We start from the raw sequence: 12630 nt of genomic DNA on the forward strand, positions 1-12630 counted from the left end.
CGGTAGTTGCAAGACGGCGAGGAGAGGAGGGAATTATCTGAAGCGCAGATTTTCGCGTGACAACTGGTCGATCGATCTGCACCCCATCAGCTTCATGTCGCGCTCGATCTCGGCCCGCATCAGGCCGAGCGCACGCTCAACGCCGGCCTGGCCGGCTGCCGCGAGAGGATAAAGATAGAAGCGGCCGACGCCAACCGCTTTGGCCCCCAGCGACAATGCTTTCAGGACATGGGTGCCACGCTGGATTCCGCCGTCCATGATGACGTCGATCCGGTCGCCGACGGCATCGACGATTTCAGCCAGTTGATCGAACGCCGCCCGCGAGCCGTCGAGCTGCCGGCCGCCATGGTTGGACAGGATGATTCCGGTGCAGCCGATCTCGACGGCGCGTTTGGCATCGGCCACCGACATGATGCCTTTCAGGCAGAATTGTCCGTTCCATAGCTTCACCATTTCGGCGACGTCGTCCCAGGTCATGGAAGGGTCGAGCATTTCGGTGAAATAGCGCCCGATCGACATGGCGCCGCCGCTCATATCGACGTGCTCGTCGAGCTGAGGCAGTTTGAAGCCCTCATGGGTGAGATAGTTGATGCCCCACATCGGCTTGATTGCGAACTGGGCCATGCCGGCAAGCGTCAGGCGGAAGGGAATCGAGAATCCGGTACGCAAATCGCGTTCGCGGTTGCCGCCGGTGATGCTGTCCACCGTCAGCATCATGACGTTGACGCCGGCTTGCTTCGCCCGCTGCATCATGGCGCGGTTGAGGCCGCGATCGCGGTGAAAATAGAACTGATAGACCTGCGGCGTATCGTGCGCCTTGCGCAATTCCTCAAGGCTCACCGTGCCGAGCGAGGATACGCCGAACATCGTGCCGTACTTCGCCGCCGCTGCGGCTACCGCGCGCTCTCCGGTATGGTGGAACAGGCGCTGCAGCGCGGTCGGCGAGCAATAGACCGGCATCGCCAGTTTCTGGCCCATGACGGTCACCGACATGTCGATGGCCTCCACGCCGCGCAGGACGTTGGGGACCAGATCGCAGCGCTCGAAGCTTTGGGTATTCCGGCGCAGCGTTGCCTCGTCGTCGGCGGCGCCGTCGATGTAATTGAAGATCGGGCCGGGCAAGCGCTGTTGCGCCAGCTTGCGGAAATCATGGAAGTTGTGGCAGTCGCTCAGGCGCATGGGGCGTTCCCATTGGGGGCAGAAAAAAGGCCCCGGTTTTCCCGGGGCCTTTAATAACTCGAAAATGCGTTCCGATCAGCGCGAATAGAACTCGACGATCAGATGCGGCTCCATCTGCACCGCGAACGGCACGTCCGACAGCGCCGGGATGCGGGTGAACTTCGCCGTCATCTTGGAGTGATCGGCCTCGATGAAGTCGGGCACGTCGCGCTCGCCGAGCTGGACGGCTTCCAGCACCGGGGTGAGCTGCCTGGAGGATTCCTTGATCTCGACGACGTCGCCGGGCTTGACCTTGTAGCTCGAAATGTTGACGCGGCGGCCGTTCACCTTGATGTGGCCGTGGTTGATGAACTGGCGCGCGGCGAACATGGTGGCGACGAACTTGGCGCGATACACCACGGTATCGAGGCGGCGCTCGAGGAGGCCGATCAGGTTTTCACCGGTGTCGCCCTTCATCCGGCCGGCTTCGACATAGATGCCGTGGAACTGGCGCTCGGAAATGTTGGCGTAATAGCCCTTGAGCTTCTGCTTGGCGCGGAGCTGCACGCCGAAGTCGGACAGCTTGCCCTTGCGGCGCTGGCCGTGCTGGCCGGGGCCGTATTCACGGCGGTTCACGGGGCTCTTGGGGCGGCCCCAGATATTCTGGCCCATACGGCGATCGATCTTGTATTTCGCCTCACTGCGCTTAGTCATCGCGTCCTCTTGATAAGTTTGGGTTTTGAGGAGACGCGCCCTCCTGTGCGCCGGGAACTTCCCGGTGCCGACAGGTCCGCCTCGAAAGCTTCAAGGAGAACCACGGGTCGCGAAACGCAACGCGGGCCGAAAACGGCCCGCGAGCAAGCGGGTTATTAGGGAGAAAGCGCCGTTCTGTCAATGCGAAGGGCACGTCATTCCGCGGCGCGAAGCGAACCCGGAATCTCGAGATCCCCCGGGGTGCAATTGCACCCCCGGAGGTTCGCTTCGCCCCCGGGACGACGGCCAAGAAGCCGTCAAGTCGCGACCGCCCGGACCGCTTTTGGCTCGGTTTGCTGCCGATTCGAGCGCAATTCGCCGGCGATTTCGGTGTTCAGCACCTGTTCCAGCCGATTCAGCACCTTGGCGATCAGGGCGGCATCGGTAATCCGGTGGTCCCAGCGCAGCACGACGTCGATCGTCTGGTCCGGTTTCTCGACCCCGTAGCTCAGGACGAACGGGCCCGGGCTCAGGGCGTGGAGCTGGCCGGCGCCATAGGCGGCCACGGACGTGACCCCGAAACTGCCGAAATAATTGGCGCGCTGGCGGCCGAAATTGAGCCCGATCGCCCAGAACAGCCGGCGCACCGGCAGCGGCAGCCGGGTCGTGCGCAAGATTTTCCGGAACGCCGGCACCTGTTCGATCGGCGCCTCCTTGGCATGCCGGATCATCGCATCGACGTCCGCGAGCGACATTTCATCGGGGGCGGTGACCTTTTGCGGCAGCACGCAATCCTGGCCGTCTTCGACGCGCGCGATCGCCACCATCGCGACGCTGCGCGGCAGTTCGTAGAACGCAGGCGTTGGCCATTTGACGTAGAGCGTGCGCAGCACCGGCTGCTCCTTGGCGACCAGCGCGAACGCCTTGACGAAGATCGCCGCCCAACCCGGCCGCACGGCGGCCTGCGCGCGGGCCTCCAGCAGCCCGCGGATATTGAGCGGCCGCGCCAGCGAGACAAACGGCACGCGGTTCGACGCATGCATGAGGTCAGCGATGAGACGGCGCGGCAATGTTATTTTTCGAACCGTTCCGCGCATGGCTCCGCTCAACTTCCCGCAATCAACAAATCAGAAAAACCGGCGGGCCCAACGACCCGCCAATCCCCTGATGTAGCACGAACCGGCCGGTTTGACGCCAGAGCCTTTCCGTTTCGATTGCATCGAAACGGGGTTCTGGGTCCTTATTTTTGACGCGTTTTCTTGACGCGAACCGGGTCCACCCACGGATCAAGTCCGAGGGCATGCTTCGCTGGAAAACGTACAGCCTTATGGCGCCGGTTTGGCCAATGGTTCGCCCGCCTTGACGACGTAAACCCCAAGCACTTTGAAGGGCTTGTCGCCGGCCTTGGCGTCGTGAACGGCGCCCTCCGGGATCTGGTAGGATTCGCCGGCCTTGATCTTCACGGGCGGCTTGCCGTCGATGATGAGCTCAAGCTCGCCCTCGAGCACATAGCCGGTCTCGGCGCCGGGATGGGTATGGCGGCCGGCCGCGCCGCCGGCAGGCACTTCCGCAATCGCGGTGACGGTGTTGTAGCCGGGCGGGAAATCGAGTTTTTGCAGCGGGGTGCGCTTGATGCCGCTTTGCTGGGCAATCGCAACCCCGGCGCCGGCGAAGGCAATGACGGTCAGTCCGAGCAGAATTTTCCTGATCATGATGTTTGTTCTCCCTGTCGGAAAAGACTAGCAGCGACACCGCGGTGGGCAAAGCGGGGCGGGCAGCTAGACTCTTGTCTTGACGCGTTTTCTTCACGCGAACCGGTAGCCACTTCGCTCGAAAACGCTCTATCGCTTGATCCCTTCAAAGCTCGCGGCGATGCCGCGCTGAAACAGTGACCAGTCGAAGCCGAGCGCGAGCGCCACATAACCGCGCTCGATCATTTTATTGGCCTGTTCGGCGGATCGCGCGACGCCGCCGATCGGCACGCCGCTCTTGAGGATGCCTTCCTCGGCGCGCTGCATCAGCGCGACCACCTGGGGATCGTCGGGCAGGCCACGCTTGTTGATGGAGGTCGCAAGGTCGCCGGGGCCGATCACCGCAAGGTCGATGCCTGGCGTTGCCATGATCTCGTCGATGCGGCTGACCGCCTCGACATGTTCGATGGTGATCATGCAGATCATGTCATCGTCGGCGGTCGCCATGTAGTCCGGCATCGACACGCCCCAGCGGAACGGCGCGTGAAACGGGCCCCACAGCCGGTCGCCCTTCGGCGGATAGCGCACGCTGCGCACCGCCTTTTCGGCGTCCGCTGCGCTGCAGATCATCGGAAAATTGATGCCGAGCGCGCCGATGTCCATCGGCGCCTTCGCCAAATGCGGCTCGTTGGCCGCGATCCGCACCATCGGCACGCAGGGCGTGCCTGAAGTGGCCGTGATCATCGCATGCGCGGAGCCGAGATCGATCGGGCCGTGTTCGAGGTCGACGATGATCCAGTCGATCCCGGTGCGGGCCATGATCTGCACCGTCTGGAGCGAGGGGATGGTCGCGATGGCGCCGAAGGTCGGGCGCTTCTCGCGCCATTGCTGACGGAGACGGTTGAGCGGCGTGAGGGAGGCAGAGGTCAATTGCAAGGCTCCGTTGGGCGGGCAGGGTGTATGCACGGCGATCAGAGTAACGGTGTAGCATCCTCTCGTCGTCCCGGCGAACGCCGGGACCCATACGCCGCGGCAGTCATTGTTTGCAGAAGGTCTCTAACGCCACCGCTCTCACCGATGGGCCGCGGCGTATGGGTCCCCGATGCGCAATTGCGCATCTGAGCTCAAGGCCGGGACGACGGCAGTGTTTGTAATTGCACCATCATCCAAACGCAACTTCGCGATCTCGCGACGCAATGCGCCCGAGCTTTGCCAGAAATTCCTTGCCCCCAAAATGAGAGGGCGCAGGGAAGACCGGGTGCGCGCTGCACCCGCGGTCCCGTGTGCGGTTTGCACAAAACAAAGTGCACACGAGCATACAGGGCAGCGGAGAACACCCGGCCTTCCCTGCGCAATGGCTTTACGGCTTATGCCGTGCTCTCCCCGGAGACGAGTTCTTGGTTGACTCCGTCGCCGCCGTTCAGCTCTCGCCTACCCGACAGCTTGCCACCTGCAACGGGTGCCAGGACCACACGGTTTTGCCGTACGCTTATCCACGCCGTCGTCGAGGCGTAAACCAGCGTCCACCGCAACCCGCCCAACGTCCGTGACGACGGCCGACGCCCTTCTGAGTAGGACGGGATGGCCAAACATATGCACCTGATTTGCCTTCTGGTAAACAGAAATATTTTTTATTTCAGGGCTTGACATGACTTCCGTAAATCGGAAGTGATTTGCCCGTCGGGCCAATTTGTCGCATCGCGACCTTCCTCCCCGTCGGTCTTCCGGGGCTGCGCAGTCACGCCCGGAAGCCATAGACGGATCGCATTGGAGCATGTCACGCTTACTGCCCCCACCACCGGGAAGGTGATCGTTAAACGGAAGTTGCGCAGTACTTTGCCGCCAGCAGATACAGTCGAAAAGCGACCGGACACCCCGCAAATAGTTCGTTCGTGCGAACCGTGCCATTACCGGGCCGGAACCAAGCGCGCCCTGATCGATTGACGTGCAGCCTGCATCTCAGTGCATTCCTCACACTCTGGAGATTTCATGTTGCTTCCCAAGGGAACAATCGTGGCCGTCGCCGACGGAGAAAAGTTCAACCTCTTTAGCAATACCGGCGATGAGGCCAGCCCAGCGCTGACGGCGATGCCTGAATCGGAGATCGAAAACGTAAACAAGGGGTCCGGCGCGGGCCATCAGAGCAGTTCCGCCAATCCTGACGAAAGCCAGGCCGCGGAAGACGGCTTCGCCGGCGGAATAGCGGGTTTACTCAACAAACGGGTTCTGGATGGCGAAATTTCGGATCTCATAATCATCGCCGCCCCGCGCACCCTCGGCGAACTTCGCAAGAGCTATCATAAAAAGCTGTCGGAGGTTCTTCGCGGCGAGATCTCGAAGGACCTTACCGGTCATGCGGTGCACGATATCGAAAAGACGATCGCTGCGGCCTAGAGTCTTATCGGTTCTGATTGAATGAGAACCGAAGCTCCAGACTGTTGTCTTGGACGCGTTTTCTACCGCAGATAAGTTTAAGCAATCTGCGTAAACTTGATTGCTCTGCGAAGCGGTATCCACCCCGGATCAAGTCCGAGGACATGCTTCGCTCGAAAACGCGACAGCGGTGGGCATCCACGGTGCCGCTCACGGGTCTCTGACACGAATCCGCGGTGACGGCGCAACTTTCCCCCTGGCCAGCAGCGGCGACATCCCGGCACTTGTTCGTATTGAAACTTCATGTTGGAGACCAAAATGCGCGTTGGAAAAATTGCAATCTCTCTCGCGACATTGTTTATCGGCATTTCCGTCGAAAATGTATCAGCTCAAGTTGCGAACCCCGAACTGGAGGCGTGCCGGTCGACGGGTTTAATTGCACTGAGAGAGCGCAATCCCGGCATCAAGGACGTGACTCTCGACGTTGACGGAATGACGGTTGCAAAGGCCAATACGAAGGTCGAGGACACGCCCATCAAAACCATTGTTATTGGCGATGCCTATCTCGAAAAAGGCAAGCAGGACACGCGCCGAACCTTTCTCTGCCTGATCGGCGAAAAGGGCAAAGTCTTACTGACGTTTTTTACGGACAAATAGGCGGACGAGCTTGAGGAGCCGCCCACGCGTTCAAGCGTTCGCGGCGTCTAGTTGCCGAACATCACCAGGCGCGAAGTGGCGTCACTACCAAAAGCCATGACCGGGGCTTCTTCGTGCTCTCGTGGTTCCAGTCGCTGTTTCGCCCGGGCAGCCTCGCGCCTGGATTTGCGTTCGGCGTAGCGTTTGCGGCGTTCACGCACTTCGGCTTCAGCCTTCTTCGCGTCTGGCTTCTCAATGCGTTTTTCCGGCTGCGTTGCCTGCACCGGCTCGGGTGCCGAGTCCACCACCGCAGCCTGTTGCGATGTCTGTTGGGGCGGCTGCGGCGGCTGGGCCGCCTCGGCCGTGGTAGGCAGGATGACCCTGACGGCGGACGGCAGTTCCGCGGTCGTACGTGCCTGGTAGCCGGAGCGTTCCTTGAGCGCCGAGTTAGCCATCAGGAGTCCGCTGCCAAAGCCAACTCCCAGGATGACAAAAGTAGTTCCCACCCCTGCGAAAAAAATGCGCGCGCTAGATGCCATGACCGTGTCTCCAAGAATGCACGTCAACACCGTGATCTCGAGATAGGTTCCGAGCCGGGAAAAATAGGTAACCGGCGTTTCCTTTGCCTCCGCTATCCTTACCCGCTCGTAGTGCTTGTGCACGACTCGCGGCGCAATTCAGAACGTGGCTTCCCATGTTGAGATCAATGACTCTCGCTGTATACCAATCCTCTACTTCAATAGCGGAGAAGGCGTGCTTGAGGTTTGCGCCTCGTTCGAGCATGCTGATGCAGTGTCCGAAAAAGCTTGTCGTCGCGATGATGAGCAGCGCTGCCGAGCATTATAAAAAGCCCTGCCGAGCGGGTGCTCGGCAGGGATCACGCAGAGAAGTCGACGGACGGCAAGAGGGGACTTGGTGGCCCATCGAGGGTCTGCGAGCGTATTAGCGTCGGCACTAACGTCCCGGATTGCCACTTGTTCCCGGCAGGATACTCTCTGGAAAGTCTGTCGCTTAATCGCCGTCCGCTTTGAACCTGATAGCGATCATCGACGGTTCGCGAACGTCGGTTATGCCGACAGACGTCGGTCCACCGGCCCGCAGTGGGTGCGCTCAATCTTGCCTGACGGGCTGAAACGAAAATGCGCCCGCACCAGACTGGCTTTGTTGTTCCGATAATCGACCCAAATGCCGTCTTCCGTCACCGTGAGATCGTCGAGGGTAAAGGCAGTCGGGAGCAGATTTTGAAGTTTGCCGGTCCAGTAAGCCGACAACGGCTCTCGCCCGGTCAGGCGCGCACCCTCACAATCGCATTCAAGAGTGGCGCGCTCGTCGTAGAGATCGAGCAACGCGTCGAGGTCGCCTGATCGACATGCGTCGAGCCAGTCAATAACAACGGCCAGCGGATCGAAGTCATCAGGGGCAAGCGACATAACGTTCCCATCACAAGCAGTCTGCCGCCCCAGGCGCTGAATAGGCAGTCGATGATGAATGCACCTTGAACGGCCCAAGCCTCGCACCCCGTAAAAACACGGTGCCTCTCCTCATGCGAAGTCTTCACTGTGCCGCGAAGGTGAGTCGTGTTTGTGCGTGCGCGCACGCAGGAGAAGCGATGACTGGCTGATGCCGCTCTTGCCAAAAGCAGACTGCGCCCAACGCAAGGCTTGTTCCCCAGGGAACAGCGCGGCGCGGCAGACGGGGGTATTGTGCGGCTCACCGATGAAACGGAGCGATGATCGCCCCGGTCGGACACGAAGGAGCAAACCGATGACCAGCCATACCGGACTTCTGAACGACACCGAGCTTGCGATCGCTTCAGGTGGCGTCACTTCCCTGATCGGCACCAGCACCATTGCGCATCCGCACATTCCCCGGAATCACGACCTGCTGACGCCGCAGCAGATCGCAAAGCTGCTTTCGTTCAACGGCGGCTTCAGCCCCCCGATCCCCCGCAGCTGATTTCAGCAAGCCGAGAGCTGAATTGCCTGGTCTCGCCTCCCCTGGCCAAGGAGGCGAGATCTTTCCTTGCCCACAGATGACGGGGGTGCTGCGGGGCGCCTACAAGCCCATCGAGAAGTTGGCTGCCGCGACCGCACCCGCTCCTCACTTCGCGGCGGCCTGCTTCTTGTCGCGCGGCAGGAATGGCTTGAGCGGACGCTTGATCGCGCCCGCGCAGGCACGGGTGACGGTCTTGCCGCCGTCGGTCCAGGTCTGCGTGCCCTTCAGCCCGGCGCTGCGCCGCACGAAGCTGCCGCTGTACTTCGCCTCGTACGCCCGGCTCCCGCTCTTCCAGGTGCCCTGAAGATCGATCTTCTGGCCGTCTATTTTTCCGGTCCCCTGCTCGGCGGTGGCCTCGACGGCGGCGTTGCGCAGCCGCACCACATGCGTGTAGCGCGCGGTGCTGCCGCTGATCGTAACCTCGATGGCCTCGCGCATCTTGTCGCTGGTAAACGGCAGCTTGTCGCATACCATGGTGCCGCGATAGGTGGCGTCGAGCACTTCCGCCGCGACGGGCGTGCCCATCGCCGCCATCATCGCCGCCGCCAGCACCGCATGTTCCAGCCGCACCATTGCCGCCCCCTTTGTCTCGTTGCCGCCACCGAGCAGTCTTCCGCCGCTTCATTCAATCCGCATCGTACTGCTCAACCGGGGACGTCGATAGGGGTTGAACTCAGCTTCGCAGCAGCAGCGTGGCGGCTGACCGAGACCTGGGATGGGTGAAAAAACCTGACCTCCCAGGGAGGTCCGTACCTGGCGCAAGGCGGACACTCCACACACTGAACATGTTCGCCAAGAGCCAGATGCAGACGAACGCAACGCAGCAAAAAAATGATCAGTTTGCAATTACAGTGACGGTATCGGACTTCCATGACCCCACAACCAGCTTCAAGCCGAGCGCACTCAAGCAGTTGCACGGGATGACCACCGGGCTCATTCAGCTTGCTTCATCCAGCGCACAATCCCGGGCCAATACTCCTCAAGCGTGCGCCTCCCCATGAACAGACTTAGATGGCCGCACGGGGCGACCGCGTGGCGCAGAGATTCCGCCGGCGTTCCTACGAGCCGTTCCACTGCAAGCAATTGTTCCGGGGCGACCACTTCGTCGGCGCTCCCGGCCAGAAGATACATCGGAAGCAGCAGCCGCGAGAGGTCGATCTCTTTTCCCAGGGCGACGAAATTTCCGCTGGCGAGCGCGTTGCATTTGTACAGTTTCTCGACAACTTCGAGATAGTATTTTCCGGGAACGTCGATCGTCCAGGAATTCCAGTTCTTGAAGATGGCTTCGAGTCGGGTGAATTCCGGCGAGCCGATCGGCTGCACAGTCTGCAGAGAGTTGCGGATATCGTTCGGATCAGTCTCGTTCCCCCAGAACGGCGCGACGTTGCGGCCGATAACGAGACCATCACCTGACTTGACCAGGCTCTCAAACACGAACCGTGGGGTCGCCTCGGCGATAACAGACAAACCGGATTGCCGCGCGGCAATATCAACCGGCGCGCCGGCCATCACAAGCTTGCGTACCTTGGCCGGGAAGCGTCCCGCATAGACCAGGGATAACCAGCCGCCCTGGCAAAGCCCCACGAGATCGACCAGGCCGCCGAGATGATCGACAAGGACATTGAGATCGGCAAGATATTCGTCGATTCCGAGAAATCGCATGTCAGCGCTGGCAGAGCGCCAATCGGCCATGAACAGCCGTTCAATTCCAGCGCCATGGAGGGCAGCAACGAGACTGTGGCCGGCTGCAAGGTCGGCGATAGCGGCTCCATGCAGCGCGAGCGGTGGGCACAGCAGGGTGGGAACGCCGCTTCCGCCCACAGTAAAGTCACGAAGCCGGACGGCATGCAGCTCCAGCGCGATCGTGCTTGGCGTGGCTCCTTCCGGCTCCTGCGCAGGATTGGCGCCACCAGCGTCGGCTGAGAATCCAAGAAGCTGCGCGGCGACGGACGAGGCGGTTTCAGCGGCCGATGCAGCGACCATCGCAGGCCAGAAGAACGCCGCATAAGGGAATTGATCGCCTGGATACCGATCCATTTGATTGATGTCCGGTGCGCCCCCACGCGATAGCCTAGCACTTTTCGCTGGGCATCGAGCCGGGAAATGGCGCAACCGGGCTCAGCTATTGGCCATGGCTGCTCCTGGCGCAGAGCGGGACAGCGGGACATTCACCGAAAAGGCTGACGAAGCAACCGCCACCTGCGAGCGGCTACGCGGCCGATCGCGCAACGGTCCAACAAAGTAAACCGGGCAGCCGGTCAGATTTGAATTGAGCGGACAGATCCGTCAGGCAATCGACCGCTCGGCGGTGCGTCAACGTTAACCATGCGGGAGGGTGATTTCGCACGGGATGCACGCTTAATGAGCGCTTAACGCTTTTGCGCAACAGATAGCTCCTCAGCAGTAAAATCAAGAAGTTGCGGCAAGAGTGCAATGGGAATTCCGCCCTCGAGGAGGGGAATTGCATGGGACTGCTTTTCATTGGCGTACTGGCTGGACTCCTGATCGGCTATGGGCTTGGCCCGTCGCAGGCAAGCCTCCGGGAGTGCGCGCCACAAGGCTGCCTCGAAGGACCCCCGACCGGTCCGCCGATGGCGCAGAAGTCAGCGGCGCCCAAGCCATATCCCGCAACAGCTGGAGCGAAATCCGCTGCGGCCAAGTCCAGGAAACCATCATCGGCCGGGTCGCGCGGACGGGCTCAAATCGTCAAGACCGCACACGCGCCATCGACGACCCCGGCCTCGCCAAGCTATCGATCCGCCGAACGCCCGGATCCCGTCCTGGCCAAGGCAAAGATCTCAGTCGCCGCAAAGATGGACGATCCGGCATCCGCCGAATTTGGCGACATGAAGCGGGCCGTCAGACTGAATATGTGGGGGCGTCCGGTGGACACCATCTGCGGTCACGTCAGAGGGAAGAATGCGTCCGGTTCAGATACCGGAGACAGGCCGTTTCTATATCTCGTGAAGGAGGATGATGCATACGTCGTTGCTGGCAAGGCAGACTCAGCGGCGGCGATCGCGTATCGTAACATCTGCAACTAAGGCATGATCCGGGATTGCGGATACCGGTTCTATCATGCTCAATCAGAAGCCAGAATGCGCGCGGTGCGATGAAATCGCATCGTGCCCGGCAGTGAAGTTGTGTGGAAAGAATTTCCTCCTGCAACTGTAGCGTCGTGGATATCCCTGAGATCTCTGAGCACCGATTGCTGAATCGGGCATCTCTCATGGACACGGCGCCACGCGATTATGATCGGTGGAAATTTGGAATCAGTGGGGTGGCCCAACAGCTTTTTGAATTCGGGGTTATTATGGACCAAGTCGTCAACCACGCTGAACGGCTCAATGGATCGCCGCAAATGCCGGCCCTGGTGATCATCGAGCCTCTCACGTTAACGCGTACCTGCATTCTAAGCATTCTCCGGCGGGAATTGCCGGGGTTCGAAATCGTCGAAATGGCGACCACGGACGGTCTGGATTTCGTGTCGGGACGAGATGTTTGCCTGGTGGCGCTGAGTACCGGGGACAAGTCCATCGCCGATCCATCCGTCGAGGACGATCTTGCTCTCCTCGTGGACTACTGCCCCAATGCCTCCATCGCGCTCTTGTCGAACCGTGACGACGAGGCCACGGCATTGGCCGCAATGCACAGGGGAGTACGGGGCTTCTTCCCGACCTCGATCCCGGTCGAGGTCGCGGTTGCCGGCCTGCGTCTTGTTCTCGCCGGCGGGGTCTACAGACCACTTCCGATCATCGCGCAAAATGGGACGACAGCGCCGGAATTGCTCTCTGCTGCCGAGTTGCCGTCGGGGTACCTGGCCGCCGACGCTGCGAAAGACGTGGCAGAAAAACACCTGATCGATTTCACGCCTCGCGAGCAACACGTGCTTGCGGAACTGGAACTCGGTCTTCCGAACAAGCTGATTGCGGCTAAACTGAATCTTTCGGAAAACACCGTTAAAATGCATATTCATCATATCATGCGGAAGTGTGCCGCTCGCAACCGCACTGAGGCGGTGCTCCGCTGGAGCGGCCGGCTGTCGGGCCATGAACGCGATACCAGCCCAGGCGCATCTTGAGGC

At 60.9% G+C, this 12630-nt stretch carries 14 protein-coding genes; 5 read left to right on the forward strand and 9 right to left on the reverse strand.

Annotated features, from left to right (window positions below):
- Nucleotides 1-33: 33 nt before the first annotated feature.
- The 5 genes from JQ600_RS17170 to JQ600_RS17190 form a co-directional block, all read right to left on the reverse strand.
- A complete protein-coding gene (locus tag JQ600_RS17170; protein ID WP_212264394.1) occupies nt 34-1179 on the reverse strand; it encodes an alpha-hydroxy acid oxidase in 1146 nt (381 codons plus the stop codon).
- Nucleotides 1180-1254: 75 nt separating this feature from the next.
- Nucleotides 1255-1872: a 30S ribosomal protein S4 gene (gene rpsD, locus JQ600_RS17175; protein ID WP_192734154.1), complete on the reverse strand. Its 618-nt coding sequence runs from the start codon at nt 1870-1872 to the stop codon at nt 1255-1257.
- Between the two features lie 296 nt (nt 1873-2168).
- Nucleotides 2169-2948 carry an acyltransferase gene (locus JQ600_RS17180; RefSeq protein WP_212387071.1) on the reverse strand — a complete coding sequence of 260 codons (780 nt, stop codon included), beginning with the start codon at nt 2946-2948 and terminating at the stop codon, nt 2169-2171.
- A 228-nt stretch (nt 2949-3176) separates the two neighbouring features.
- On the reverse strand, nt 3177-3563 hold the full coding sequence (locus tag JQ600_RS17185) for a cupin domain-containing protein (protein WP_192734152.1): 387 nt from the start codon (nt 3561-3563) through the stop codon (nt 3177-3179).
- A 129-nt stretch (nt 3564-3692) separates the two neighbouring features.
- Nucleotides 3693-4472, reverse strand: a complete 780-nt coding sequence (locus JQ600_RS17190; protein WP_212387066.1) for an HpcH/HpaI aldolase/citrate lyase family protein — start codon at nt 4470-4472, stop codon at nt 3693-3695.
- Nucleotides 4473-5531: 1059 nt separating this feature from the next.
- On the opposite strand from JQ600_RS17190, the gene JQ600_RS17195 reads away from it, so the two are divergent.
- Both JQ600_RS17195 and JQ600_RS17200 read left to right on the forward strand, forming a co-directional pair.
- A complete protein-coding gene (locus JQ600_RS17195) occupies nt 5532-5936 on the forward strand; it encodes a host attachment protein (RefSeq protein ID WP_212266620.1) in 405 nt (134 codons plus the stop codon).
- Nucleotides 5937-6233: 297 nt separating this feature from the next.
- Nucleotides 6234-6572 carry a hypothetical protein gene (locus tag JQ600_RS17200; protein WP_212389870.1) on the forward strand — a complete coding sequence of 113 codons (339 nt, stop codon included), beginning with the start codon at nt 6234-6236 and terminating at the stop codon, nt 6570-6572.
- 47 nt (nt 6573-6619) lie between these two features.
- Here the strand turns inward: JQ600_RS17200 and JQ600_RS17205 are convergent, their stop codons facing one another.
- Nucleotides 6620-7213, reverse strand: a complete 594-nt coding sequence (locus JQ600_RS17205) for a hypothetical protein (RefSeq protein WP_212389871.1) — start codon at nt 7211-7213, stop codon at nt 6620-6622.
- Between the two features lie 405 nt (nt 7214-7618).
- Nucleotides 7619-7981 (reverse strand): nuclear transport factor 2 family protein, encoded by a 363-nt coding sequence (locus JQ600_RS17210; protein ID WP_212266614.1) that lies wholly within the window; start codon nt 7979-7981, stop codon nt 7619-7621.
- Nucleotides 7982-8315: 334 nt separating this feature from the next.
- Here JQ600_RS17210 and JQ600_RS17215 point away from each other — a divergent pair, with 334 nt between their 5' ends.
- The gene (locus JQ600_RS17215; protein WP_212266612.1) at nt 8316-8507 is read left to right on the forward strand and encodes a hypothetical protein; all 192 of its coding nucleotides are present in this window, start codon (nt 8316-8318) and stop codon (nt 8505-8507) included.
- A 144-nt stretch (nt 8508-8651) separates the two neighbouring features.
- Here the strand turns inward: JQ600_RS17215 and JQ600_RS17220 are convergent, their stop codons facing one another.
- Nucleotides 8652-9119, reverse strand: a complete 468-nt coding sequence (locus JQ600_RS17220) for a hypothetical protein (RefSeq protein ID WP_212389872.1) — start codon at nt 9117-9119, stop codon at nt 8652-8654.
- Nucleotides 9120-9479: 360 nt separating this feature from the next.
- A complete protein-coding gene (locus tag JQ600_RS17225) occupies nt 9480-10583 on the reverse strand; it encodes an alpha/beta fold hydrolase (RefSeq protein ID WP_212389873.1) in 1104 nt (367 codons plus the stop codon).
- 428 nt (nt 10584-11011) lie between these two features.
- Here JQ600_RS17225 and JQ600_RS36880 point away from each other — a divergent pair, with 428 nt between their 5' ends.
- The gene (locus JQ600_RS36880; RefSeq protein WP_249135939.1) at nt 11012-11590 is read left to right on the forward strand and encodes a hypothetical protein; all 579 of its coding nucleotides are present in this window, start codon (nt 11012-11014) and stop codon (nt 11588-11590) included.
- Nucleotides 11591-11775: 185 nt separating this feature from the next.
- Nucleotides 11776-12627 carry a response regulator transcription factor gene (locus JQ600_RS17235; RefSeq protein ID WP_249135940.1) on the forward strand — a complete coding sequence of 284 codons (852 nt, stop codon included), beginning with the start codon at nt 11776-11778 and terminating at the stop codon, nt 12625-12627.
- Nucleotides 12628-12630 lie beyond the last annotated feature (3 nt).

Origin of the sequence: Bradyrhizobium sp. AUGA SZCCT0176, from assembly GCF_018130145.1 — a bacterium.
In the GTDB taxonomy this organism is placed as follows: Bacteria; Pseudomonadota; Alphaproteobacteria; order Rhizobiales; family Xanthobacteraceae; genus Bradyrhizobium.